General features: G+C 36.0%; 26 protein-coding genes. 6 read left to right on the top strand and 20 right to left on the bottom strand.

Annotated elements, in window-relative coordinates:
* Positions 1-11 precede the first annotated feature (11 nt).
* The 3 genes from kdpB (at position 12) to kdpDN (ending at position 3,834) form a co-directional block, all read left to right on the top strand.
* The gene (kdpB, locus tag NSQ59_RS01225) at positions 12-2,042 is read left to right on the top strand and encodes a potassium-transporting ATPase subunit KdpB (protein WP_340828687.1); all 2,031 of its coding nucleotides are present in this window, start codon (positions 12-14) and stop codon (positions 2,040-2,042) included.
* 17 nt (positions 2,043-2,059) lie between these two features.
* Complete coding sequence (kdpC, locus tag NSQ59_RS01220) at positions 2,060-2,614, top strand: potassium-transporting ATPase subunit KdpC (protein WP_340828686.1); 555 nt, start codon at positions 2,060-2,062, stop codon at positions 2,612-2,614.
* Positions 2,615-2,676: 62 nt separating this feature from the next.
* Positions 2,677-3,834, top strand: a complete 1,158-nt coding sequence (gene kdpDN / locus NSQ59_RS01215; RefSeq protein ID WP_340828685.1) for a KdpD-like non-kinase potassium sensor — start codon at positions 2,677-2,679, stop codon at positions 3,832-3,834.
* Between the two features lie 124 nt (positions 3,835-3,958).
* Here the strand turns inward: kdpDN and NSQ59_RS01210 are convergent, their stop codons facing one another.
* The 5 genes from NSQ59_RS01210 to NSQ59_RS01190 all read right to left on the bottom strand — a co-directional run bounded on the left by NSQ59_RS01210 (position 3,959) and on the right by NSQ59_RS01190 (position 7,199).
* On the bottom strand, positions 3,959-4,357 hold the full coding sequence (locus NSQ59_RS01210; RefSeq protein WP_055737888.1) for a DUF6157 family protein: 399 nt from the start codon (positions 4,355-4,357) through the stop codon (positions 3,959-3,961).
* Positions 4,358-4,747: 390 nt separating this feature from the next.
* Positions 4,748-5,551 carry a DUF4097 family beta strand repeat-containing protein gene (locus tag NSQ59_RS01205; RefSeq protein WP_340828682.1) on the bottom strand — a complete coding sequence of 268 codons (804 nt, stop codon included), beginning with the start codon at positions 5,549-5,551 and terminating at the stop codon, positions 4,748-4,750.
* Positions 5,544-6,104, bottom strand: coding sequence for an HAAS signaling domain-containing protein (locus NSQ59_RS01200; protein ID WP_340828680.1), 561 nt, complete (start codon positions 6,102-6,104; stop codon positions 5,544-5,546). Before NSQ59_RS01200 ends, NSQ59_RS01205 begins: the two co-directional genes overlap by 8 nt.
* The gene (locus NSQ59_RS01195) at positions 6,097-6,420 is read right to left on the bottom strand and encodes a PadR family transcriptional regulator (RefSeq protein ID WP_055737885.1); all 324 of its coding nucleotides are present in this window, start codon (positions 6,418-6,420) and stop codon (positions 6,097-6,099) included. The genes NSQ59_RS01200 and NSQ59_RS01195 overlap by 8 nt, the downstream gene beginning before the upstream one ends.
* A gap of 236 nt (positions 6,421-6,656) precedes the next feature.
* Positions 6,657-7,199, bottom strand: a complete 543-nt coding sequence (locus NSQ59_RS01190) for a DinB family protein (RefSeq protein WP_055737884.1) — start codon at positions 7,197-7,199, stop codon at positions 6,657-6,659.
* A gap of 309 nt (positions 7,200-7,508) precedes the next feature.
* On the opposite strand from NSQ59_RS01190, the gene NSQ59_RS01185 reads away from it, so the two are divergent.
* On the top strand, positions 7,509-7,961 hold the full coding sequence (locus tag NSQ59_RS01185; protein ID WP_055737883.1) for a GNAT family N-acetyltransferase: 453 nt from the start codon (positions 7,509-7,511) through the stop codon (positions 7,959-7,961).
* 153 nt (positions 7,962-8,114) lie between these two features.
* On the opposite strand, the gene NSQ59_RS01180 is transcribed toward NSQ59_RS01185, so the two are convergent.
* The 10 genes from NSQ59_RS01180 to NSQ59_RS01135 all read right to left on the bottom strand — a co-directional run bounded on the left by NSQ59_RS01180 (position 8,115) and on the right by NSQ59_RS01135 (position 18,090).
* Positions 8,115-10,532 carry a heavy metal translocating P-type ATPase gene (locus NSQ59_RS01180; RefSeq protein ID WP_340828675.1) on the bottom strand — a complete coding sequence of 806 codons (2,418 nt, stop codon included), beginning with the start codon at positions 10,530-10,532 and terminating at the stop codon, positions 8,115-8,117.
* Positions 10,533-10,593: 61 nt separating this feature from the next.
* Entirely contained in the window at positions 10,594-10,818 is a 225-nt protein-coding gene (gene copZ, locus NSQ59_RS01175; protein WP_340828672.1) for a copper chaperone CopZ, read from the bottom strand.
* Between the two features lie 14 nt (positions 10,819-10,832).
* Positions 10,833-11,159: a metal-sensitive transcriptional regulator gene (locus tag NSQ59_RS01170; RefSeq protein ID WP_055737881.1), complete on the bottom strand. Its 327-nt coding sequence runs from the start codon at positions 11,157-11,159 to the stop codon at positions 10,833-10,835.
* 197 nt (positions 11,160-11,356) lie between these two features.
* The gene (locus NSQ59_RS01165) at positions 11,357-12,040 is read right to left on the bottom strand and encodes a DUF2306 domain-containing protein (protein WP_340828669.1); all 684 of its coding nucleotides are present in this window, start codon (positions 12,038-12,040) and stop codon (positions 11,357-11,359) included.
* A gap of 87 nt (positions 12,041-12,127) precedes the next feature.
* Positions 12,128-13,159 (bottom strand): DJ-1/PfpI family protein, encoded by a 1,032-nt coding sequence (locus tag NSQ59_RS01160; protein ID WP_126649631.1) that lies wholly within the window; start codon positions 13,157-13,159, stop codon positions 12,128-12,130.
* A gap of 120 nt (positions 13,160-13,279) precedes the next feature.
* Positions 13,280-13,447: a hypothetical protein gene (locus NSQ59_RS01155; protein WP_163258631.1), complete on the bottom strand. Its 168-nt coding sequence runs from the start codon at positions 13,445-13,447 to the stop codon at positions 13,280-13,282.
* A 320-nt stretch (positions 13,448-13,767) separates the two neighbouring features.
* Positions 13,768-14,562 carry an SDR family NAD(P)-dependent oxidoreductase gene (locus NSQ59_RS01150; RefSeq protein ID WP_126649629.1) on the bottom strand — a complete coding sequence of 265 codons (795 nt, stop codon included), beginning with the start codon at positions 14,560-14,562 and terminating at the stop codon, positions 13,768-13,770.
* 119 nt (positions 14,563-14,681) lie between these two features.
* Positions 14,682-15,695 carry a helix-turn-helix transcriptional regulator gene (locus tag NSQ59_RS01145; protein WP_340828663.1) on the bottom strand — a complete coding sequence of 338 codons (1,014 nt, stop codon included), beginning with the start codon at positions 15,693-15,695 and terminating at the stop codon, positions 14,682-14,684.
* Positions 15,696-16,190: 495 nt separating this feature from the next.
* Positions 16,191-16,760: a hypothetical protein gene (locus NSQ59_RS01140; protein ID WP_340828661.1), complete on the bottom strand. Its 570-nt coding sequence runs from the start codon at positions 16,758-16,760 to the stop codon at positions 16,191-16,193.
* Positions 16,761-17,628: 868 nt separating this feature from the next.
* A complete protein-coding gene (locus NSQ59_RS01135; protein WP_055737875.1) occupies positions 17,629-18,090 on the bottom strand; it encodes a GNAT family N-acetyltransferase in 462 nt (153 codons plus the stop codon).
* 326 nt (positions 18,091-18,416) lie between these two features.
* On the opposite strand from NSQ59_RS01135, the gene NSQ59_RS01130 reads away from it, so the two are divergent.
* On the top strand, positions 18,417-19,847 hold the full coding sequence (locus NSQ59_RS01130; protein WP_055737874.1) for a PQQ-dependent sugar dehydrogenase: 1,431 nt from the start codon (positions 18,417-18,419) through the stop codon (positions 19,845-19,847).
* A gap of 586 nt (positions 19,848-20,433) precedes the next feature.
* The gene (locus NSQ59_RS01125) at positions 20,434-20,772 is read left to right on the top strand and encodes a YmaF family protein (protein ID WP_126649621.1); all 339 of its coding nucleotides are present in this window, start codon (positions 20,434-20,436) and stop codon (positions 20,770-20,772) included.
* 549 nt (positions 20,773-21,321) lie between these two features.
* On the opposite strand, the gene NSQ59_RS27860 is transcribed toward NSQ59_RS01125, so the two are convergent.
* From NSQ59_RS27860 to NSQ59_RS01105, 5 genes are all read right to left on the bottom strand, one after another.
* Positions 21,322-21,453: a methyltransferase domain-containing protein gene (locus NSQ59_RS27860; RefSeq protein WP_083489168.1), complete on the bottom strand. Its 132-nt coding sequence runs from the start codon at positions 21,451-21,453 to the stop codon at positions 21,322-21,324.
* A gap of 590 nt (positions 21,454-22,043) precedes the next feature.
* A complete protein-coding gene (locus tag NSQ59_RS01120; protein WP_340828656.1) occupies positions 22,044-22,550 on the bottom strand; it encodes a hypothetical protein in 507 nt (168 codons plus the stop codon).
* Positions 22,551-22,567: 17 nt separating this feature from the next.
* A complete protein-coding gene (locus NSQ59_RS01115) occupies positions 22,568-23,755 on the bottom strand; it encodes a Ger(x)C family spore germination protein (RefSeq protein WP_340828654.1) in 1,188 nt (395 codons plus the stop codon).
* Positions 23,733-25,259 (bottom strand): spore germination protein, encoded by a 1,527-nt coding sequence (locus tag NSQ59_RS01110; protein WP_340828652.1) that lies wholly within the window; start codon positions 25,257-25,259, stop codon positions 23,733-23,735. The genes NSQ59_RS01115 and NSQ59_RS01110 overlap by 23 nt, the downstream gene beginning before the upstream one ends.
* Complete coding sequence (locus NSQ59_RS01105; protein ID WP_340833115.1) at positions 25,256-26,323, bottom strand: endospore germination permease; 1,068 nt, start codon at positions 26,321-26,323, stop codon at positions 25,256-25,258. Before NSQ59_RS01105 ends, NSQ59_RS01110 begins: the two co-directional genes overlap by 4 nt.
* Positions 26,324-26,614 lie beyond the last annotated feature (291 nt).

Raw genomic sequence — 26,614 nt, 5'->3', positions numbered from 1 at the left:
GGATGTTAGGAATGTCAAAATCCACTGATGCAATAAATAAGAAGCTAGTGATGGAAGCCACGAAACAAAGCTTTATAAAATTGAATCCTATTATCATGATAAAAAACCCTGTCATGTTTGTGGTGGAGGTAGGAACCATTATTGTATTACTTATGCTGTGCATGCCTTCTTATTTTCATACGGAAGGTGCATTTGGATACAATCTGGCGGTTCTCCTCATTCTGCTTTTTACCATTTTATTTGCTAATTTTGCAGAAAGCTTGGCAGAAGGCAGAGGGAAGGCACAATCGGAAAGTTTAAAAAAGACAAAGCAAGAGACACTTGCTAAGCTCATACTGAAGGATGGGGATATTAAATCTGTCTCATCTTCTAACTTAAGAAAAGGAGATATCGTACTCGTGGAAACGGGTGACCTCATTCCGGGCGACGGGGAAATTATCGATGGCCTTGCTTCGATCGACGAATCAGCCATTACTGGTGAATCAGCTCCCGTTATTAAAGAAGCCGGCGGTGATTTTAGCTCTGTCACAGGCGGTACAAGAGTAATAAGCGATTGGATAAAAGTCAAAATTCAAGCGGATCCAGGTGAATCATTCTTAGATAAGATGATTGCACTTGTGGAAGGGGCTAAGCGCCAAAAAACACCAAACGAGATTGCTCTAAATATTCTTTTGATTACTTTAACGATTATTTTCTTAATCGTTGTCGTTACCTTATATCCGATTGCCCAATATGTTGGAGTCACTCTTTCCATCTCAACATTAGTGGCATTGCTCGTTTGTCTCATTCCTACTACTATCGGCGGCTTACTCTCAGCTATTGGAATCGCAGGCATGGATCGGGTGACCCGCTTCAATGTCCTTGCCATGTCCGGTAAAGCAGTGGAAGCAGCGGGCGATATCAATACGATTATCTTAGATAAAACAGGAACTATTACATTCGGAAATCGGATGGCCAGCAACTTTATTCCGGTTGAAAATACATCCATGGAGGACTTGGCTCAGGCGGCGGTATTAAGTTCTATTCAGGATGATACACCGGAAGGAAAATCTGTCATTCAACTTATGAAGAAGTTAAATATAACGCCGCAATCAATCCCAATTGAGAATGCTTCATTTATCGAATTTAAAGCAGAAACAAGAATGAGTGGCCTGAACTTGGCTACCGGAGAAAAAATTAGAAAAGGTTCTATTGACGCAATCAAGAATTGGGTCTTAACTCAAGGCGGACAGATTCCAAAGGATTTAGACGATAAAAGCAATCAAATTGCCTCTAAAGGCGGAACCCCATTGGCGGTTGCAAAGGGCAATCAAATTCTTGGCCTAATTTATTTGAAGGATACAGTAAAGCCCGGAATGAAGGAACGTTTTGCAGAGCTGCGGAAAATGGGGATTAAGACCATTATGTGCACTGGAGATAACCCTATCACCGCTAAAACCATTGCTGAGGAAGCCGGAGTCGATGATTTTATTGCTGAATCCATGCCTGAAGATAAAATTTGCGTCATAAAAGACGAACAAAAACAAGGGAAATTAGTTGCCATGACGGGGGACGGAACCAATGATGCTCCAGCACTTGCTCAAGCAGATGTCGGATTAGCGATGAATAGCGGCACGATTGCAGCAAAAGAGGCCGCAAATATGGTGGATTTAGATTCTGATCCAACCAAAATTATCGAAGTGGTTTCTATCGGGAAACAGCTGCTAATGACACGCGGAGCATTAACCACCTTTAGTATTGCAAACGACATCGCTAAATATTTCGCAATCATTCCAGCGATGTTCACGATTGCTATTCCGAAGATGGAAATCTTAAACATTATGAAATTAACATCGCCAACTTCAGCTATATTGTCTGCGTTAATCTTTAATGCAATTATCATCCCATTGCTCATTCCTTTAGCAATGAAGGGTGTGAAATACATTCCGATGAAAGCGAGTAAACTTCTGTCCCGAAATCTAATGATTTATGGCGTCGGGGGGATACTTGTTCCTTTTATTGGAATTAAAGTTATCGATATGATCATCAGCCTCATATTATAGGCAAAGGAGTATAATCAATGAAAATAATACGTTTATGTATAGTATTTATCCTTGTTTGCGGGATTATCTATCCATTGGTGACTACTGGAATCTCCCAATTAATATTTCCGAAACAGGCTGACGGAAGTCTCATTTATAAAAATCATAAAGTAATAGGTTCCGAGCTAATTGGTCAAACCTTCACGTCACCAAAGTATTTTCATGGCAGAGTTTCTTCTATTAATAATGATGCTTCTGCGAGCGGGTCCAATAATTATGGTCCATCGAATAAAGAAATGTTGGAGAGAGTAGAAAAATCGATCAACACATTAAAAAAGGAGAATCCCGGACTTGATGTAAACGACATCCCTCTGGACCTGATTACAAATTCCGGATCAGGACTGGATCCCAATATTTCCATTAAGGCAGCAGAATTTCAGATACCGAGAATTGCAAAAGCTACAGGAGTTTCCAAAGCAAAACTCAAACAACTAATTACTGATTATAAGGAAGGAAGGTCATTAGGAATCTTTGGAGAACCGCGCATCAATGTTTTGAAGTTAAATCTTGCACTAACGAAACTAGAAAATTAATCTTCATGCCGGCCCATTTGAAATGGGCTGGCATTTCCTACTTATGAAAAAGGGTGAATGGAATGTTTACAGGTGATCATTTTGATTTTAAGCGGAAATCTCCCGAAGAGATTCTGCGTGAAATGGAGATATTAAAACATGGAAAGTTGAAGCTTTACATTGGATCTGCTCCAGGAGTTGGGAAAACCTATCGAATGCTCCTGGAAGCACATGAATTAAAACAAGAAGGAATTGATGTTGTCGTTGGATTAATTGAAACCCATAACCGGCCGGACACCATGAATCTTTTTACAGACTTAGAGACTGTTCCTCTCAAGGATATCCAATATAAGGGAAAATCCTTTAAGGAATTGAATGTAGAAGAGATAATTGCTAGGAACCCAGACGTAGTTATTATCGACGAACTTGCACATACAAATGTGCCAGGTTCCCCAAATGAGAAACGATATTCCGATGTACAGGATATTCTGGCAAATGGAATACATGTCATCTCCGCCGTTAATATTCAGCATTTGGAAAGCTTACATGATATTGTCCAGCAAATCACTGGTGTACATGTGAGAGAGAGAATACCAGACAGTATTCTAAATTTCGCCCAAGAGGTTATTTTAGTCGATGTCACCCCTGAAATCCTGCAAAAAAGGCTTAAGGACGGAAAAATTTATTCCTCCAATAAAATTGAGCAAGCTTTGCAATACTTTTTTACCAAAAGCAATCTTTTAGCACTCAGGGAACTGTCCCTTCGCGAAGTCGCAAATGATGTAGATGAAAAAGCGGAGAAGGAAAATGAAAAGAATGGTTTTGAAACTACTCCAGCAGGTACTTGTGAAAAAATATTGGTATGCATCCAAAATGATCAAAATGCCGAAAAACTGATAAGACGCGGTTGGAGAATTGCAAGCAGACTAAAAGCACAGCTATACATCTTTCATGGGTCACGAAAAGAAATAAGGGAAATGACTCAAAAGGAAATGAAAAAAATCGAAGGCTGGGAGCAGTTAAGTATTGAATTTAATGCAAAATTTATTCTCAAAAACCTGACAAATAAAAAGGTAGCAAAAGCAATTACAGAAGTGACAAAGGAATACCATATTACTCAAATTATCTTAGGGCAATCCGCAAAATCCCAGCTGGAGGAGTTAACAAAAGGCTCGATTGTAAATGATATTATGCGCTTAACTTCGGGAATTGATATTCATATTGTGGCGGAACAATCATGAGAGCTCGTACCAGTAAGGAATTGAAAAGGTGATTCCTTATTGGTAGACTAGTTTATTATTATATGGTCATATAGTAAACCTATAATATAGCTCATCGCTTTATTTGATCCAATCATTGAAATCTTTATCTTTTAGACCTCATCGCTTTTACCTTTTTAATAGTATCGCTATTCTCTAGCATCTGGTACCTATCCGATTCCACAGGAACCAATTCCGCTTTCCCTTGTGCATCAAAATAGATACCCCATCCATAACGCTTGGGAAGAGCAGAAGTTCGCATGCAGGCCCGTTTTTTCGCAAAGAAACGCTTCCTTTCTTCTTCACGGTTCGTTTCTGGAATCTCCCTGTGATTCATATACGCTTCAAATTGCAGCTCATCGTGAGTATAAAAACCCGGATTTTCATTAAGTAGCTGATACTCGATTTCAGCCAATGTTTTCTTGTTTCGATTGGATATCGGTACTCGGCTTTCTTGCGCCGGGCAATCATCCGAAATTAGTATCAGAGTATTATAATAGACCATGGAATTTTCATCCTCCCTCAAAAGAGCAATAAACATATTTTGTTCTTAACTATAAAACAACTTAACTGTCAGTTACAGTCAGTCAACTTTAATGGTTATTAGAACCATAACCATTGTTCCCTAAAATGGATTTGCAAAGTCTATAATAATAGAATTGAATTATACTAAAAAAGGATGGTTAAGTTATAGTTCGTTGATGTACCTGAAGAGATCGTTCGAAGAGAAAAATGGATTTTTTAAGTAATAGAAGCCAAGCTCCCGTTATTTAAAGCATTACCATACCGGAACCTAGGCTTCCTCTACATATACTTGTATGAAAATAATTGTATTGTTCTTGCTTTAATGAATCATGATTAAAATAACCGACCAGAGGAACACATTACGATGAAATCACTTCTTTAAAGATACATTTATACTTCCATTATCGGTTGTAAGATGAATAACATGCTCCCCATTGCCAATAACAGCATTATCCTTGTATTTATTAAAAATATTAATTCTCCCATTATCTACATGAACATCAAATCGTACATTGGTTGGCTCTTTTTCCGTTTGAACATCAATTCTTCCGTTATTAGACGTTAAATCAATCGAACGGTTCATATCCCTAGTTACCACAGAAATTTTACCATTGTCTGTTTCCCCTTTTAGTTGACCCTCCACATGGTATAATGACACTCTGCCGTTGTTCGCTTTTACTTTAACCTTTTTACCCGTAATATTCTTTAATTCCATCATATCATTATCTGTTGATGCAAAGACATCCGTACTAGTAATCCCCTCTAAATAGACTTTCCCATTATTACTCACGGTGTCTATAGATTCATATTGTTTTTCTGGCAAATGCACCTTTAAATGAAGGGATCGGTCTGTAAATTCAAAATTAAAGAAGGTGGACTGTTTATCGATTAATTCTACCTTTAGTGTCTTCCCTTCCACATTTGTGTTGAAAATTACATTTGTATTTTTTGCTTTTTTTCTCGACAGTTCTATTTTTGCTGCCTTATCTTTCGTAGGAAGTATCTCAACCTGAGCACCAGAAATTACCTTCACTTTAGAAAATTCTTCATTTATCACTTTTTCCTTAGATATCGTTTCTGATTGATTCATGGAACGATATGTTAAGAGGCCTCCCACTACCCCAACAATCACTAATCCTAAAGCAATGAACATTATTCCTTTTAACTTATTCATGCTTCAACCCCCCTCTAACAAGTGAGACATTGAATTTCAAATAACGAATGAAACCCTTGTTCAATACTTTTGTAACAAAAAACATACTTATACCAAGCAAAATCCCAAGACCGCATAATGCAATGGATACAAACAAATGAAAGAATTCAAAAGTGCCTGGATGAACGAGAAAATCAAATATCACGAGCAGTGGAGCCAATGTAAATCCTAAGCTAGCCACCCAAAGTCCGCATATGACCCCAACTAATGCTACGAAAGGTCCCAAGACAATGATTAAATTGAAGAAGCTTAACCCAATCACAGCCCAAATCGCTCGTATAATATTACCTGCTGTAACAGACTGTTCCACTCTATCAATATGGTAGGAGGCCAATAAATCCTTCCCAATTGAACTTGGTGAACCAAGCCTCTCCGCAATCTCCGCTTCCGTCTTTCCTTCTTCCAAACCAATCACAAAATGTTCTTCATAGTCCTGTAAAATATCCCGTCGTTCATTTAAGGACAAACCCCTAAGAGCTTCATTCAATTTATTTAAAAATTCGTCTTTAGTCACTGCTTACACCTTCCTTTATTAATTCATTGACAGCATTTGAAAATTCTCGCCATTCATTCACCAGTTCGTTCAAATACCTTTTACCTTTCTCTGTTAACCTATAATATTTACGTGATGGCCCTTCCGTTGATTCCTTTAAATATGTGGTGAAATATTCTTCCTTTGTCAGTCTTCTTAAGAGCGGATAGACAGTTCCTTCAGATATTTCAATCCGATCTGAAATTTTCTGTACTAGCTCATACCCGTATCGATCCTGTTTATCCAGCAAAACCAGCACACACAGCTCTAAAACTCCTTTTTTAAATTGTACATTCAATTTTTTAGCCACCTTATTATTATTTAGTACTATACAATAAACAGTACCAATTTTTAATTAATACTCGATAGGAATAATATATCACTTAGTATTGTTCATTGCAAGGTACTGTTTTAAAAAAAATATCCAAAATGGGCTGAGAAAATCTTTGTTTTGAGGGAGAAGCTGAAATTTATTAAAAAGAGACACCGTTTCATTAGAACTGTGCCCCATTTCATTGCTTAATGTACCCAATGTTAAACCTGCAGCTTCTTTGCCATCATTTTTTTGATAATCCTAATCTGGCCCCTATGATTTAATTCATCTTCGAATACATGAAACCATTTAAAATAATTATTTGCCTGCTGATTAAACCAAAATGGAGTTTGTTGAAACAACCATTCATCCGGAAGTGTTTTGAATGTTTCGATGGTTTTATTTCTTGTGTCCGTTAATTCTTTTACATAAAAATCGATGGTGTTCCCTTTAATTTGCTGACGGGCGTTTTCTCCTAACTCTAACGCTGGATTTAATTCATTAATTTCCTCATCTGTAACCTCACGATTTTGGAACGATTCAATTTGATACGCCTTTTCTACCGCTGCCATATGCGCCAATAACATCCCAATCGAATTGGCATCCTCATTATAAAGGAAATCCAGTTCCTCTACAGTTAAATCCTTTACCTCTTCCAGCGTCAACACTCTCGTATAATTCATCATCGAAACTAATTTACTGAACTCTAAGCTTAGTCCGTCCTTTTGATCAATAATAAATAACGTTTTTAATTTCTCTGACATTTTTACACCTACTTTTTTTAAAAGTTTACTTATTATTAATTCTGGTAGAAGTATGGAAATTCCTTCAATTTTTATTAATTTCGCACCTTATTTGCTACAAGAATGTATTTATTACTTATGAACTTTGCTTGAATAGGAAAATCCGTATATGAAACTTATCGTTTTTTACTATTCCTAAAAGATCCTCCCAAAAATAGATTACTTATGAAAATCCATTTATATAACGGTTAAAGGAAATTTAGAGTCAAAGTAGAATTACTATATTTAAAAATAAAGGCAAAAAATCAAAAATATTAAAGGAGTACACAGATGGAATTACAAACAGAAAGATTAATAATTGTTCCTTGCACAGATGAACTAGTTTCAACAATTTCAACGGAAAGATACGAAATGGGTCCTCATATAAAGAGGTATGTAGAGAAACTTAGAGAGGATTCAACCCAATTAGGTTGGGGTGTATGGCTGGTGATCACGAAAGAAACCAATACGATTATTGGTGATATTGGATTTAAAGGGAAACCTGATTCAGAGAATACAGTCGAAGTGGGATATGGAATTATACCTTCAGCGCAAAATAAAGGGTATGCAACGGAAGCTGTGAAAGAAATTATTCATTGGGCATTTACACATGATCAAGTAGATAAAGTTGTTGCTGAGTGCTTACATGATAATATTCCTTCCATTAAAGTATTGGAAAAGTTGAATATGAATAAAATCGGAGTAGAGAACGAAATGTTAAAATGGGAATTAAAAAAAGGTTGAGATGAATTCTTTCTTCATAACAGTACCTGAAGGCTGCCGGAAAGAACCTTCGGATTGAAAATGTTTACTGAATACTGAATTCTGTTAATAAATCAGTACCTCATAAAATGGATGGCCAGACATATTAGTCAAAAATACGTCTGGCCATCCTGTCTATAACTTCACTTTTTGCAATCGAAGAGCGTTCAATACAACGGAAACGGAGCTGAAAGCCATTGCTGCGCCTGCCAGCCAAGGAGCTAGAAATCCCGCTGCGGCAATCGGAATACCGATTGTATTATAAGCAAGAGCCCAAAACAAATTTTGCTTAATGTTTCGAATGGTTTTCTTACTCATAAAAATGGCATCTGCAATACTATTTAAATCCCCTCGGATCAGGGTAATATCAGCTGCTTCCATTGCAACATCCGTTCCTGTTCCAATCGCCATCCCAATATCGGCAGTTACTAAAGCTGGTGCGTCATTAATTCCGTCCCCAACCATTGCCACTTTCTTTCCTTGTTCCTGTAATTTTTTCACTTCTTCTGCTTTTCCATTTGGTAAAACTTCTGCAATAACGCGGTCAATTCCTACCTGCTTTCCAATAGATGCAGCTGTTCTTTGATTATCACCTGTCATCATGATCACTTCGATACCGATATTTTTTAATCGGCTGATTGCCGTTTTCGACGTTTCCTTTACCGTATCAGCAACGGCAATCATTCCTGCATATTTTTGATTGACCCCAACAAGCATCACGGTTTTTCCATCGGACTCTAATTTATTCATCGTCTCAAATGCAGATTCTATGTTGATATTATGTTGTTTCAACAGCTTTTGAGTCCCAACCAATATAGAATTTCCCTTTACGATTGCTTGGATTCCGTATCCTGGAATAGCGTTAAATTCACTTGCGTCCGTCAACAGTATTTCTTTCTCTTTTACACCGTTCACAATAGCTTGTGCTACAGGATGTTCTGATTGTTTTTCGGCAGAACCAACAATCTCTAATAAGAAGGTTTCATTAAATCCATCATTTACAACTACATCCGTTAATACAGGTTCTCCATTGGTTACGGTCCCCGTTTTATCTAAAACAACGGTGTTGATAAGATGCGTTTTTTCAAGATGTTCCCCACCTTTAAATAACACACCTATTTCTGCTGCTCGCCCTGAACCAGCCATAATAGAGGTTGGGGTTGCAAGACCCAATGCACACGGACAAGCAATAACTAGCACTGCAATAAATTTTTGAAGTGCAGCGGGAAAATCACCTGGATTTATCCAAATAAACCATATAATAAAGGTAAGAACAGCTATCCCTACGACAATCGGGACGAAAATACCTGATATTTGATCAGCAAGACGTTGAATAGGTGCTTTTGAGCCTTGTGCATCTTCTACAATTTTAATAATTTGGGCTAGGGCAGTTTCTTTCCCGACTTTTGTGGCCTTGATCTTTAAAAATCCATTTTTATTTATCGTAGAACCGATCACAGTATCACCGACCGCTTTATCCACTGGTACGCTTTCTCCTGTAATCATCGATTCATCAAGTGCGGAATTTCCCTCCAAAATAATCCCATCCACAGGCACTTTCTCTCCTGGTTTTACAAAAACGATATCATTTATCACAACTTGGTCTAAAGGTACCTCTTGTTCCACCCCATCCCGTTCAATGATCGCAGTTTTCGCCTGTAAACCCATCAATTTTTTAATGGCTTCGGAAGATCTTCCTTTTGCTTTTGCTTCAAATAATTTTCCAAGGAGAATCAAAGTAATCAGAATCGAACTCGTTTCATAATACAGTTCTACCTTTCCATGAGAACTTACAGATAGAATGGTTAAATATAAACTGTAAAAGAAGGCAGCTGATGTTCCAAGTGCTACTAGCACATCCATATTGGCACTTCTGTTTCTTAAAGCTTTATAGGCACCGACATAAAATTGCTTACCAATAATAAATTGTACAGGTGCTGATAAAGCAAGTTGTACCCATGGATTCATGAAAGCCTCTGGAACATAGATAAAAGAAGTAAAACTAAAATGGCCAACCATTGCCCATAGTAACGGAATGGATAAAATAGCTGAAAAGATAAGCTTTCCTTTTTGACGCTCTATTTCTTTTTCTTTATAATTAGCAGCCTTTTCGCTGTTATTGTCATCCTTTAAAATAGCCCCATAACCTAACTTTTCAACCGTTTTAATGACATCTTGTGTGGACACTTCAATCGGATTCAATTCCACAGTTGCACTTTCTAGCGCAAGATTGACCGATGCTTTCGAAACTCCATTTAATTTATTTAGTCCTTTTTCAATTCGATTGGCACATGCTGCACACGTCATTCCTGTAATGGCAAACTCATTTTTTTCCGTTACAACATCATACCCTAAGTTTTTCACCTTTGCTTGAAACTCTCCAATGCTGGTGATCTCTGGATTATATTTAATCGAGGCATTTTCTAAAGCAAAATTAACATTGGCGGATTCTACACCATTTACTTTATTAAGGCCCTTTTCAATTCTGTTAGCACATGCTGCACACGTCATTCCAGCAATTTGAAGATGGACCTCTTTTTGATTTCCACTCATCGTTATCAACTCCTCCCGCATACCCAACAGGGGTATATTTCACTGAAAAAGAAAGTGCTCATCAAACGTGAGCACGTTCTCCCTTTACTTCATACCCTTGATCATCAATTGTTTCCTTAATTTGTTCTAGGGTTACTCTTTCAGGATTGAATTCAACATCCACTAATCCTTCTGCCAAATTTACTTTGACCATTTCCACTCCATTTAATGCACCAACATTATTTTCCACAGCATTAACACAATGGCCGCATGACATTCCAATTACCTCTAAAGTTACTTTATTCACTTAAAACACTCCTTTTATTTTTTCATTAATTTTTGAACGGTTAATAACAGTTCATCTAAAACATCCATATCCCCTTCTTGGAGTCGATCGACTACACAACCTTTTAAATGACCTTCCAGAAGAATTTTTGCTACACCATTAAGTGCTGACTGAGTTGCGGCAATTTGGGTAATGACATCATCACAATATGTGTCTTTTTCAATTAACCCTTTTATTCCCCTTATTTGTCCTTCAATTCTATTTAGACGTGTAACTAAGTTCTTTTTTACTGTATCAGAATGATGGCTTTTTCTATCACAATGTTCAAGTTGACCTTCCATTACTTCTTGAATTTGATCCATACGAATAGCTCCTTTCGGTTTGCTATACCCCCCTACTGTATCTGTGGTATGATTTTATCATACAATACCCCCCCACCCTATGTCAAGCGATAAAAAAAATTAGGCGTCACACTTTCCATAATAAAGACAAGGACAAAAAAGCCCCCTAAATATGACAGGTAGCCGTAATGTCCTAAACGAAGTCCACCATCAATGTATTAAACTAAAGCAGAATGTTTATTCTTTTTCTTGATAGGCGTTAAGTTAGTAGGAGTCCTGTATACGTTTCGAATGACGATCTCCGCTAAAATAAAATTTAATAGTATCGTCCCTAAAACAGCTGAAGTATAGCTTATATCATAAGTAATACCAAATCCATCATTGAGAACAAAAGTAAGGATCTTGATAAACATGTTCGTAAAGCAGAATACATAGCTCCGGACCATCCATTTCCGATGTTGATTAACTTGTTTTTGTTTGATTTGAACAAGCGCTGTGATTGTCACGACCATCCAAATCATATTCATAAGATTGAACGCTATACTGTTTATTCTTCCACCTGTTGCATAAGGCGCCATAAAACCGGATGTTCCACAAACAACAAAGATGGAAACGATATACATATACCCATTGATTCTGTGTAGCATTCTATGTTTTCGCAAAATCCTGTTTGAGAAATTAATCGCTCCCGTTCCCATAGCCAAACAGGCGAAAACAATATGAATATACAGTACATTTAACCAAACTGGAACATTCATCGGATGATTCAGCTTGGTCTTGTGACTCAAAAAGTGAGTGGCATGTGGATCAAAATACAAATTAGTGAGCGTAACATAAACCATGTAGGCAACAGAAATAGCAATCATAGTGAAATATAGATATCTACCTTTAATAATCTTCATTAACTTCTCCATCCTTCATGCATTCGAATAGCCTTGTTAAATAAAAAACTTCGGGGGGATCATCCCTCTAAAATATGGTTCCGTTTCTCAACTAATACGTTCTCCTGTTAGCTTTGAAGATGGTAAAACACCAGCTTTAGCGACCCCTTCCATTTTATTTCCATCCACAGTTGCTTCAAATTTAAGTTTCCAAGACATCGGTTTGGTGATGTGTTGTGTCCAGGTTATCCGATTTCCGGTAATCACAGGATCAATAAACTCACTTATCTCACCGTTTTGTTCAGCTGAACCTTGTACTATTCCATCTTTTGACGAAATCTGGGCTATAATGAACTGCTTGCCGATCGGCGTGGCAATGGTGATGTCCCATTTCCCATCAAAAATAGTACTGTCATTATAGTTTGAGGTTTCCTTAGTTGGTTTAGGCAATGACACATCGAGTGTTGACTCTATTTCAGAATTAGTGTGCTGATCCATCTCAATTGGGGCAAGGCCTTTTGCACACCACACCGTCCCGCGGCGTTCATACTCGAACAACTTTTCCACCTCATGTGCTATACGTGGACCAAGCTCCCGTTCGACGACGTATAAGGCTACATCAAGACCCGACGTTACCCCTCCACCAGTAATAAGATTCCCATCATCTACAACTCTTGCGCTCACAGGTACTGCGCCCGTTGCTCCGAGAACATCCATGCCAAGATGATGAGTCACGGCATGTCGCCCGTCGAGTAAACCTCCCATCGCCAGCAACAATGACCCTCCACAAACAGTAACAGTGACAAGGTCTTGCTTGTTAAGTCCCGAACGAACTAAATTTGTTAATTCGGTTTCCGCTGCTCTTCCAAGTATGGCAGGGATTGTGTTTGGTCCCTCTCCACTGACTTCTCCGGCTGCTCCGGGAACTATAATGATGTGGGCATGTTCCGGATTGAGTTTGCCACTGGCGCGTATCTCAAGCCCGCTGATTCCGCTTTGTACCGATCTCGCTCCTTCAGCGGTTACCAATTCTACATTTAATGCAACTTTTGCAATATTTCCTGCCGCATTTAATACCTCATAAGGTGCTATCGCATCAAGAAGATCAAAACCATCGAATAAAACAATTTGTGCTAACATGAAATGTCCTCCTATAGTTTAAATCCGTTTCAGTTGTGCCATCCCGTCCATGAAATGGCATCTAAACCTTGTGGTGATAGTGAGCTTTTTTTATATATTGATATCTTTCAACTATTGATATTAATGATCGCCATGATCCTCTTTGTCCACTTTGCTTTTAAGTAATCGGTCATGTTGATATCTATCCCTATATCGATAGCGAATTTCAAATACTCTAACCGCTACAAAACATAGAAGGGTAAAACAAAACAAAGCACCAAATGGAAAGAACGAAAAATAATGACCCATTTGAAAATCCTCCTTCAAGGTAGTTAAAGTAGAAACGAATCATTACACTCAACTGCACAAAAATCCGTCTCTTTGTACCACATTGAAAGATTAACATTTAAAAGTCTCAAACCAAGGCGCAAAAATGTCTCAAAACAATCACAAAACGTACGGTAATCTTGTTCCTTGTTACAAACTTAATTTGATTAATTATTGGTAGAATAGGAGAAGAAAAAAATAAACAGGTCACTTATTGGTATTTTATTACCATTAAGTGACCTGTTTTAACATTTTGCTGACTGATTTCCTGACGTAAATGGGAATATGAAATAGAAAATATGTTAAAAAATAGTCGGAACCATTCCGCCATCCATACGGATTGGGGAACCTTTAAATGCTGATGCATAAGGGCTGCATACAAATGTAGTTAGTCTACCTATTTCGATTGGCTTGATAAAGCGCTGTATTTCTGATTGAGGTAGGTTTGTAGTCATAAATTTTTTCTCTTTTTCCGAAAAGGACATGTCTTCATTAGGATACATTCCTTCTATGATTTGATGCACGTTTTCAGAGAGTGTCGGTCCTGGCATGATAGTATTGACTGTAACTTCTGTTCCTATTGTTAATTTAGATAAGCTTTTTGACAATGATAACAGCATTGATTTTGTCATACAATACTGAGGCATTTGTCCAGAAGGCATGACTGCTTCTTCACTCGCAATAAAAATAATACGACCATAATCATTTTTCAACATTTTAGGTAAATAAAATTTAGATAATCCATTTGCAGCAAGAACATTCGTACGGAAGTATTTTTCCCATACTTCATCGTCAATGTCCTCATATTGCATAATTTCATAAATACCCATATTGTTAACTAAAATATCAATATTAGGGTATTTTTCAAATAAAGCTTCTCTTTGTTTTATATCCACAATATCGGCTGTAGCATTTTGAGGAGAAGTAGTTGGGAAATCTGACTTAATTTCATGTACAACTCGTTCTACCTCTTCATCATTCCGCCCATTAATTAATACATTAACACCTTCTTTGGCAAGTTCAATGGCAATTGCTTTCCCTATACCTTTCGTTGATCCTGTAACTAGAGCTGTTTTATTGTTTAATCCCATATCCATAATACTTTCTCCCTTTCATTTACTTATAATAAGGTTAATTTAAAAAGCGTTCCTACTCCGTTGTATAGTTATTATCCCTTCGTATAACGGAGTGTAAAAAATTTACTTTTAAGACAAAGTCAATTTATTGGGTTTGTCCCTAAATGTTCAGTACGCCAATTTGAAGGAGAATCCCCTTCCCAAAGGCGAAAAGCGCGGTAGAACGAATTTTGGTCTTCATATCCAATCAGAAAAGCAACTTCTTTAATATCAAGCGAGGGGTCTGCTAAGTACTCCCTTGCCTGTTCGTTTCGGACTTGTGACAACAAAAGATTGAAGCTTGTACCTTCCTCAGCAAGTCTTCGCTGCAAGGTACGATCACTCATCCCCAATTCGCTCGCGACTGCACGAATATCGGGACGCCCTCCTGTTAGACTGCGTTTCATGATCCACTTGGCCATCTCGGTGATGGAACGTCTGCTATGCTGTACATCTAATGATTGGTCCAGAACGGGAGTTAGAATCTGCAGCAACTCTGCGTTGTACGAGACAAAAGGGCGATCCAGATCTCTGCGATGCAGCGTGAGCCGGTTACAATCTGCACCGATCTGGATGCGGCAGCCGAAGTAAGCTTCAAGTGCCTGTACATCGCCCATTGAGTGCGAAAATTCGACGAACTTCGCCGTCAAAGGTTGACCTGTGCCGCGCCGCCCTAGCTCCAGTAGAAATGCCAGTGTAACTCCAACCAGAATTGGTGGACCTGGTTGGTCGGAATGCAACCATTTCAGTTCGATTGTACAGTGCTCGCCTTCCTCAGTAATACGTAAGCTTTCAGGAGGACATAGTTGTTTGTACCGGACCATTCGATTTAACGCATCACGGTAGTCCCGAGCATGGTAAGTCGCTAAGACGCTCGGTGGGTATTGAGCGGCTTCAAAAACCGTCGGAAGTTTGATAATTCCTTTGGCAGTGTCACCAATGAGATCAGAATAAGCCTGCCAAATTGCGAAATATTGGGCGGTGGTGACAGCTGGTTCAGTAATAATAGTGAGCGGCAGACGTGCTTTTCGAATGACGTCGTGGGCAGCGATTCCCAATTGACGTAATCCTGCCCAAAATCCTGCCGGGATTTTAATACGATTGTGAGAAGTCATACATATGTCCCCTCCTTTTGCTAATCTATACATTTACTAGTTTTTGTTATGATTTCGTCCTTTATATTAAACATAAATAAAACTTTTCTTTATTAATAGATTACCTTTCTTATGTAGCTCTGTAACTAGCAAAAAGCGACAATTTACTTGCAAATTACGCCGAGCCCGTTAGTAATAAGTGCCTTTAAGCGTTTGTACAGGTATCAATACTCCCTAAACACTGTGTCCTATAAACAAAAATTCGTTTTTTGTGTTTATTCATCTTTAAGCCATTCAGTAAATTTCAAAGCGGCATTCGTGAAACCAGTAAAAGGAAAACGATTATTAAAATCAAAGCACGATAATATCAATATCGAATAAATGAATTTTATGTAAAGGAAAGCGAAGAAGGAAAACCCTTCAGATTCGCACATAGTACTTTGGTATAGAGTTATCAAACTCTTTAAAACGTCAATAAATTCAATATATATGACTTTAAAGAATGCCTATTCCCTATTATTTTCTCCATAGCCAATTTACTCTTTTTATGACGAAAAAGGACAACTTGAGCCATACCCAGGAGTACACAGTCGAAAAAATTAGGATTATCAAAATGGTGTTGACATCAATTTTGGTGGAGATTGTCGGACCTAATACCGGGAATCGGATGATGTAGAGGATAATTAAGATTCCTAGGGTAAGTGTTAGCCCTGAAAACAATGTGGCAAAGATTCCTTTCTTAAAAAAGCGAATAGAAAAGCCCATGCTAATTCCCAATAGCCCCGTAGTAAAGGGGTAGACAAAAAATTCGCTCGGTTGGATAAACAAAATTAACAAAAAGGCGCTAATATAAGATAAACTCCCCATCCGGTAGGAGAGAAATGTACCTAAAAGTATTGGTAGTGTACTAAGGGCGCTAATCAAAAAACCAATGCCGCCAAACATTCCAGCTGACTGGAGAATCGTTGTAAAACAAGCTAATAATGAACCAACAACAATGATTCTAGTCTGATTAGAATGCTCCCCTCCAGAAGGATGCTTCAATCCTATATCTTTACGTATATATTTTCCAATAAAGCCTTTCATTTCAATAACCTTTCAACTCCTTTTTAATCAATCCCAAGACCCTTCATTATCATATTCGTTTCTGAGAAAAGAGTGCGAATGAATAGATTTCAATAATCAATGTCTGAGAGAAACGGTTATCCTACTGGTAGAAATGAATCTATTTTTATCAACCTTATGATGAAAAGGAATGAAAATTATCTCTTTCCATAAACATCGGCTATTAAAAATCCTCGATTAATTTCAATAAAACAAGTAAATAGCATAAAAGAATATCTGAAATATTAATTGGATGGAAGTGGACAATTATCTCATTTAAAAGAAGTATTTAGGAATCGAGAATATTGTGTAGTTTTTTATCGGTTAGTAATGGGGCTTATAAATAAGTCTCAGTCAAGCTGTCAAAACGATTTTAGACACATCTAACATTTAATGTGTCCTACGATTTTATTAGTACTAAAAGAAAAAAAGGCGAATATGTTGTATTTGAGAAAAATGAATAGCAACTACCGTTTAAAATAACAAGGAAAGGTGGAATAGTTTGATGGAAATTCCGGTTACAGGTATTATTGTTCATTCACCAAATTCTAATTTGGATTCTGACCATTCACACCTTTTATATCTGACTTCTTGGGATGGGAGACCACTTACCTTACCACAGTAACTGCGGATTTAGTTTGAGTATAACAATTCCTCAGCACATTTCATTATTCTACTGTTTGTATATATTACATGTTCCAAGTGGATTTACTCCTACTTTTACTTCCCTCCATAATCCACTAGCTCATTTTAAAATTTCCATATAAAGCCGATTCTAGAATACTGAGCATTAAGTAAAATAGCGCATCCGCTTATTGCAGATACGCCACCGATAGTTTTAAAAAAGTTATTAAAGCTTCAGCTTTAAACCTTCATGCGTTGCTTTAAAACCTAACCGTTCATAAAACCTTAACGCATCTGGTCTTTTTTTATCAGTTGTCAGTTGTACTAAATGACACCCCCGTTCCTCCGCACGTTGAATTGCCCATTTTATAAGTTCAGTACCTACACCCTTACCTCTTACAGAAGCGGATGTTCTCACTCCTTCGATAGTAGCTCTCCATCCACCTTGATGTGTTATATAAGGTGTAAAAGTAATTTGTTGTACCCCAATCACTTCATTGCCTTCACAAGCAACTACTAATTCGTTATTAGGGTCAGATGTAATAGCCTTAAATGCTTTTATGTAACTATCAGGAAGCGGATGCTCATAACGCTCACGTTTACTTCCCAAAACATCATCAGCAAGCATTGCAACAATACTATCTAAATCTTTTTCAGTAGCTATTCTAAACCTTATTTCTGTCTTCAATCCAATCCCTCCTCTTATTTGTAAACCTTTTATTAGTTTCTATGCTAACTGAATTCACGCCATAAATTAATTGCAATTATTTTATGATATTTAATAAGTTTTACTTAATGATTGATATCTGATCCCACTTTTCTTCCTGTTTGCTCAGTAAGAAATGCAATAAAAGTGCGTTAATCCTGCTTGGATATAGGCAAAAAACACCATGGAAACCTACCAATAGCAGACCAATATTAAAAGGAATTTCACCTGCTCTAATTTACATACTAATAGAACAGTTCTAATCATATTCTTATAAAAGAAAACAATAAGATGGGGTGTGAAATTAGTTGATAAAAGTGAAGGTTAGTTTACGGCCCATTGTTAGTAAGATAAATTTACCCACTGTTTTGAAAACCACCATACTTCCAGGGGACTCAATGGAAAGTTTATTTATTGCAACCCAGGTAGGAGAAATCTTTTACATACGAAACCGGGGGATAAGGACTTTTTTAGATATTCGTCCGCGAATCATAAAACTAGGTGCTTCTGAACCAGGTGTTTCAGGTCGTGGCTATGATGAACGCGGTTTGCTGGGGCTAGCGTTTCATCCACAATTTTATTATAACGGTTTGTTTTATCTTCATTATTCGGTAGCCGGGACACAAGGTCCAGGTGCTCTTCCTAAACCCTTTAAGCCTAACCCGTGTGATCCCAATACTTTAAACCTAAAGTGGATTAATAGAGAGACTCAGTATGATCATATCGATACTATTGAAGAATGGATTTTACAAGCGAACGGGCAACCTCAAATACGACGGACATTACTTAACTTAAGAAGACCATTTTTTAATCATAATGGTGTCAATAGCCTAAACTTTTCACCTGAAACAGGAAAACTTGTTTTAACAACCGGAGATGGTGGAGCAGGCTATGATCCATTTAATTTAAGTCAGGATGATATGGAGATATTCGGTAAAATAATCGAAATTGATGTAGCTAAGAATACATTTATCTATACTCCTCCCGCAGTCACACGTTTTAATGAACTTCCCGCTCCTATTCAGGAAACGCTGACGGTAATTGCCAAAGGTGTCCGCAATATACCAGGCATATCATTTCAACGGTTTGGTAATCAATATATCAAATATATGGGAAATGTCGGACAAGATTTGGAAGAGGCGATTTTTTCATTTGTTTATTATAAACCAATACCGGTTACACAGCTTATTCAAGCTTCTTTAATGAAATCTAAACCTGACCAAGAAGGATTTATTAACATTGGATGGCGAGGGTGGGAAGGTGCTTTTCCTACTTCGATTATAAGGGGCTGCTCTGCAAATCCAACTTTAAATGAGAAAACGATTGCTTATTACAATGAAGCGGTAAATACTTCAGTGAGTCGTCTTCAGCCTCTAACAAGTTATTATCATAAAGATCAAAGGCCCGGTAAATTTGGAGGAACTGCACTTACAGGAGTCCAACCGTATATGGGGAATAGAATTCCCCATTTAACGGGAAGTGTAGTATTTACCGATCTTGCCCGGAATGAAGAAGCGGGGCCTCCTGTAAGAGGGGTCTTAGCTTATACTAGGGGCAGAACAGATTGTAAACTAAATGATTTTAGTGTTATGGAAACCGATTATAATTTTGGGTCCGGATCAGCTTATTATGTTAGTTTAGGAACGAACCTGGATCAAACCAGACTATATTTAGGAGTATATGGCTCTATGAAAGTAACTGATTTTTACCAAGGCAGTGTATTGGAAATTGTTCCATGATTTATAGTTAAGAGGCCACTTTATTTATACTTTGCACTGGATGTCATTACGACGATGGGATATGACAGAAAAATAACTAAAGAGTTGTTTTTCGAAAAAAAGATACATAAGCTTTTTAAAATAGTAACACTAATATACTGTACGAATGAACTTATATATATTTTTTGTTTATCAAGATGGATTCTCAAATACGGTGTAGAGGCATACCGTCTTGATATTATGTTGGATAATACCCTAAATATCATCTTGTCAGGTACTTCTTTGGTTGCCTTTATATTAATTCATGAAAGACTGAACGAAATAACTCCCGTAAAAAATATCTCTTTTAAAAAGACAAGAAAAAGAAATGGAGATTCCATTCAAGTATATTCGTCATCCATAAATTTCGAACGAGTTTTCCTTTACTTTAGTAACCATTAATGATATTTGTATTTTTTGCACTTGTAGAAAATTGGAGTAACCTACCCGATAGCTATCCATGAAGTACACGCATTTTTTATATATCACCTATTAACAAAACTTCTTGAATACTAAAGCCCACAAAAGCATAATTTTTAAAGAAAATATGCATCTAGGAGGGACTTTTATGAAAAGGGTGGCAAAGGATGACTTTGTGGAGGGTTTTGTCCCGCATCATAATCATGGATCCGTTGACTATACGTCCGTAGATAACGGGCATGTCCATCAATGTCTTGATGTTACATCCCCACCGATTCAGACGCAGGAAGGAAGTCATATTCATTATACGGAGGGTTATGTTTTATACGAGGACGGACACACACATTACTATAAAGCTTATTCAGGTCCGGCTATTCCTGTCGGTAATGGCATGCATGTTCATTATTATGACTTTTATACAAGTGAAGCGAATCATCATCGCCACCATGTAAAAGGTGTTGACCAACCCGCTCCCGGTACAAAATAATACAATAAAAATGGATGAAGTCCCTTTTTTAAGAAAGATTTCATCCATTTTTTTATTACTCGATTCCCGCTCAAAAGGGTAATTTCCTTTATAGTTCACCCATCAATTTCGGATCTCAAAATCCTCCACCCCTGTTTAGACAGAATCCCTGAAAATGTCCATGTATTATTAGGTTTCACAAAAGAAATTAAGGTATTGGACTGGGTTTAAAGTCAAGGGGTTATGCATGTAGGAAATAAAATCGATGAATTAGTAGAGATCCCCAAGTATCATGATATTTACAAAATTACTATCCAGATAGATGGGTTACTATTAAAAGTACTATTCAGCCCACCTTATAAGTACAATTATAAAATTATTCACCTGATCAACTTCTAATTCACCTGGCATTATAAAGACTTGACACTTTTAAGAGTACAGAAAATATTCACTCATTTGACAAAGGAGGTTCTTTTTTTCAACATTAGGTTATCTTATTTAGGTGGTTCTAAATTAGCTAATCGATACAAAACTCCCATAGGAATTGATATTCCAGGATTATTTTCTAGTTTAGACCAAACTAAAGCCCCGCTTTTTTAATACACGATAAATTTCTTTAAATGCCTGTTTCACGTTTGGAACAAACATTAATCCATGTCTTGATATGACACTATCGAATGTATTTTCAGCCCTTGCATCCATTACTTATGTTGAACCATTCGTAAAGCCATTCTTCTTTTGCTAGCTCTAATGCCACATTCAACATCTGAAATGATAAAGAGGATCCAAATGCAGGAAATAAACCTGGGTAAATGCAAAAACAAGGGAGTAGTACTCCCTTGTTTTTGTGTAACACATTAATTATTATTTAAATAATTTAATTATTAGAATCCCTAGAAATGGACCTTGGTTCGTATACTGATAATTAAGATTTTCATATAAAAAAACTTATGCCCTTCTTTTCTGCTTCTTTCTTAAAAAAAGATCGAAGGGTAACCAGGATCCACCTGACTTTCCTTCGATCTAATTCAAACTTTTTTACTTAAGGATTTACATAGATGTTTCAGTACATTAATCTTTGGTGTACATTAGTAACTTCTTTAATGTATCTAGACATGAACAACATCTGTTGCTTTGAAATAAAGTTTGATCAAAAATATCACACAAACCCTAATTTTACAACGAATATAAAGAATCCATTTTGAAAAAAGATTGATTAAAATGGATTCTTTATCAGCAGATTCAAGTATCGTTTTTATAAAAAAGTTTGATCATTTCGTAGTGGTGTTAATCTAGTAAGCATATACAACTAATTTAATTACATAACTCAAATTCACTGCCCTTTTTGCTTCAGCGTAGGCGTTTAATTTCCTGAATTCAGATTGATGGTCTTCTAATCCTCTTAGAACATCTATTTCAAGAGATATCCTTGGAGTTACACCCTTATTATTAATATCCAAGTTAGCCTCGAATTCTTTCATTGACTTCGCTAGAATATCCCATTCAGATTCTGAATAATGTTTTGTAGCAATGTATGCTTTCTCTATCACACTTCCCACAGTAATATTTAAAGTTAAATTCAAACTAATACCTTCTAATTCTCTATAAAAATCTTGAAGTAGTTTTTCTTCCAACCTATCTATTAAACCTTGTCTAATTTCTTCGTTTAATTTTGCTTGTTCATTCTCCCAACAAAAAATAATGGAGAACCCAAATAAAGCAACATCCACGCCTAAGCATTTTACCTCTTGAAATTTATATGGACCCTCTATAATGGTGTAAATCATGATGTTAAACATCGACTAAAGCCATCCAATTATGGATGGCTCGGATATTTTCTCTTAATTAAGGTGGGCTTGTTCCTTTTTTTTCCAGCATCTATTATTTTTAAATTAATGTCAATATTATTAATAGAGTGATTATTCAACGGTATTTTTCCATCATGTTGTATTCTTTTCCAAGTGGAATAATTCTTTATGTAAAGTACGTTTGAAAGACGATATATATCAGAATCCAGTTTCAGACCTTCTAAATAAGTATCCATTATTTCTTTTTTAATTTTCCTTTTAGCCTCAGAGCTTATTTCCTCTAATGAATTAGTTCGTCTTACTTTATTTAAATGTACTTTAGCTTTAATTTTAACATTAAATTTAACCTCATTATGTTTTATGACCGGAGTTACCTTTACATGTAAGTTCCTTAATAGAAGACCCATACCTTCCTTGCCTTTTATAGTTATTTCTGATCTCTGAAAATCCTTATTCATCCATCTATATCCTTTAGCTTTACTGTTACTTAGATACCCTTTCAAATTGTCATTAGTGATAATACCTAATCCGTTTAATATTGCTGCATCCATGTGTTTGGAATCAGCTTCCCATAATTGGTGATTTCCTGAAATACTTGGTAATACTATTTCATTTGGTGGACGGTTATTTAAAATAATTAATCTTCTTAAATCAATAGGTCGGATATAGGAAAATTGTTTAAAACTAGGTTCTGGATCACTAAGGCGTGAAAGATCTGTAGACATCCCAATATTCGGCATGGCATGAAGTATATTAGGAATGGAATCTTCCGTTAGATATATCCATATTTGATAATAAGTTTCAACATACCGATCTAATATATCTGTAATGGCTTGTAAGCCTCCTTGTTTCAAAACATTTTCTGTGAAAACAATGTATGCAATATGCCCCCAGAAAAGTCTTCTTTGAGTTGTCTGATAGATATTAAAGATGGCTTCTTCCACGGTATTTCCTGATGCATGACCAAGTTCTGCTGTAACTTGGTTATTGCTACCTCCTGCCTCGCTTTTTGCAAGTAGTCCTAAATTAATGATTTGTAAATATGCTATATATTTACCGTCTTTATAGTCAAGACCTATAGAATGTATGTAAATCATTCTTTCCGTTTGTTTCACATCCCAGCATCCAGAAAGAAATACTGTAGTTAAAATGCTCAATAAAAGAAAAAATTGATTAGCTTTTCTTTTTATTTTCATTTTCTTCACCTGTTCTAGTAACGTCATTTAATTCGAGCGCTTTTGGCCTTTTTGTATATTTTGTGCTAGGTATTTTAATAATTGTTTTAATAAAATCAGATATATTTAGTAGGCTAATTCCCTCCAAATAAGGAACACCAAATGTATTTATTCTGCCGATATATGCACAAATAAAAAATATTGCTGTAAACATGCCAAAAAAACCGAATAAAGAAGAGAATATAATAATAAAAAGACGTGTAAGAGAGAGTGTTCCAATTAAAGATTGGTCATTTAGATTAAACGTGGATAATGTGGAAAGAGCTATTACAACGACGGTCACCGGACTAGCCAATCCAGCATTTATTGCAGCATCTCCAATTATTAATCCACCAACTACACTAAGAATTTGACCAATGGACATAGGTAATCGTAATCCCGCCTCTTTAAAAAGTTCAAATAAAAGTACCATAAGAATAACTTCAATGGATAATGGTAATGGAACTCCTTTTCTTGATTCGACAACGGTTGCTAATAATGAGAGTGGGAGTTGATCTTGATGAAATGAGGTTAAAGAGACCCATATGCCTGGTAGTATAGCTGACAAGAAAAGTCCAGATATTCTTATCAATCGTTGAAATGAACTGAAGATGTATGATATTTCTTTATCTTCACTTCCTTTAAGTAGCAAAAAAAAGTTAATAGGAGTAATTAAGGCAATAGTGACACCATCAATTAGGATAACAAACCTTCCATTTAATAATGTTTGCACAGCGAAATCTGGCTTACCAGTATACTGGTGTCTTGGAAATATTGCATAAGGAGTGTTATTGAACGTTTCTTCTAATTGTTGGGTAGTTACAAGTCCGTCGATATCAATGGTAGAAAGTCTATTTTTTATTTCTTTAAGTACATTCATATTTGCGATATCATCCATATAAAGAATAGCAACTTTCGTTTGGGAACGTTTACCTATCGTTGTTTGTTCAAATGCAAGTGAAGATGTGCGTAATCTTTTCCTAATTAAAGAAATGTTAACATTGATATCCTCAATAAAGTTATCTCTAGGACCTTTTACAGTTACTTCAGTGGCAGTCTCTTCAGGCTTTCTTTGAGGGCGCTCTGATATATCAATCGTAAAAAGTTTTCCATTGATTCCAAAATCGATTAATAATTTTCCTGCGAATATATCCGTTATTGCAGCCTCTAAATTATCAATTACATCCAAGGTTGGGATATGTAGATAGTTGCGTATCTGTTCCTCAGTGATTTCGCCTTTATGTACGAAAAAAAAATGATCGATTGACTGAGGAACAGTATTGTATAATATTTCAGTATTGACTAATCCCGAACAATATATATAGGTAATTTGATGATGTATATAAGTAGTTGAGGAAAATTGTATATCCGGACATTTTTTTAGAACATTTCTTAATACTCGTTCACTAATTACGGTGCTCTTTTTATTATTATCATTACTTATTGATAAATTTTTTTGTAGGGATTTTTTTTTGAAAAACTTCATACATTTATTCTCCTTTTATGTAGTACTAAAATAAATAAGGATAATAGAAGTAAAAAACTGATTAAAAAGTAAGTCGTAAAAGGTAGTAGGATATTCCATAAAACATTCGAATAATGAATATCACTGATGGGATAAACGGCATATCCAATTACGATAAATAAAATTACAAATAGACACCATTTTGAATATAAATTAATTTCTAATAAAACTTCTTTTATCGTATAAAAGAATAAGGAAATGCGAATAAATGCACCTGCTAACCATTGATACAAAGCTAAAAAACTCACATGTTCAATAAAATCCCCTATAGAAACTAATCCCCATTCTTCAAATGCTGGGAAACGTTGATAGGATGCTTCAACCTCATCAAATTCCGTTATTGCTCCTATTAATGGTCCTAATGTAAGCCCCATTAATATGAAAGACGTTATAAAGAGATGTCGAAATTTAACTGGAGTATTAATTCTCTTTTTTAAAAATAAAAAAAGCATAAGTTCAGTCATTCCGGAATAGGGAAAAATAATACTTTTTAATATGGGGCTATATCCATTTTCAAAAATAGGAAGTAATAGTGAATAATCTTTGTGTTCCATATTTGTAAAAGCAACGAAAAACCCAAGACAGACAACGAAAATGAGTAATAAGATATTAATGATACTTATCGTTCCTAGTTTTGATCCTCCAAAATATAGGCAAACAATACTGAAAATACATGCTACTATCCATTTTGGGGTTTCAGGAAGATATCCAACATTAATTAACGCAATAGTTTCTCTTAATGTGATAGCACTTAAATTTATTAAAAAGAGAATAAAGATTATTCCCAAAATAATAATAATTTTTTTGTTTACTTTAAATCGTAGCCACTCAAAAATTCCCTCATTATTAATTGACTTTTGCAAAACTAAAAGAAGTATAATCCAGACTATGGATAATAAAAATGATAGAATTACACTGATCCATGAATCTTTACCTGCATGTTGCACAAGTGGAGATATTACAAATACATGATTGTTTAGACCTATCACTGTTATTAGAATAAGCATCATTTGCTTATTTGTAATGGAATCAAGTGTATTAATACTAGCACTTCCTTTTTTTAGAATATTATTTTTAAAAAAGGAGAAATTTATTCGTTTTTTTATATAAAATCATAGGTAGACTCAGGAAAATACATAAACTTAATTCTTAGGAACATTTCAATATTAATTTTAATAGGCATAATTTTTTACAATATTTTTGAGAACCACAGCTTTTTTCATTGTTCCATTAAAGCAAATGTTAGTTATCTTATTTATTTTGCGTGGTAGAATAAAAAAATAAAGCCCAGTATTCCAAGCTTTATCTATCTTAAA

This window comes from Margalitia sp. FSL K6-0131, assembly GCF_038008735.1.
Lineage (GTDB): Bacteria > Bacillota > Bacilli > Bacillales > Bacillaceae_C > Margalitia > Margalitia shackletonii.
Note: the sequence above shows the minus strand (reverse complement) of the source record. Positions and strands in the feature narration are given on the sequence as shown.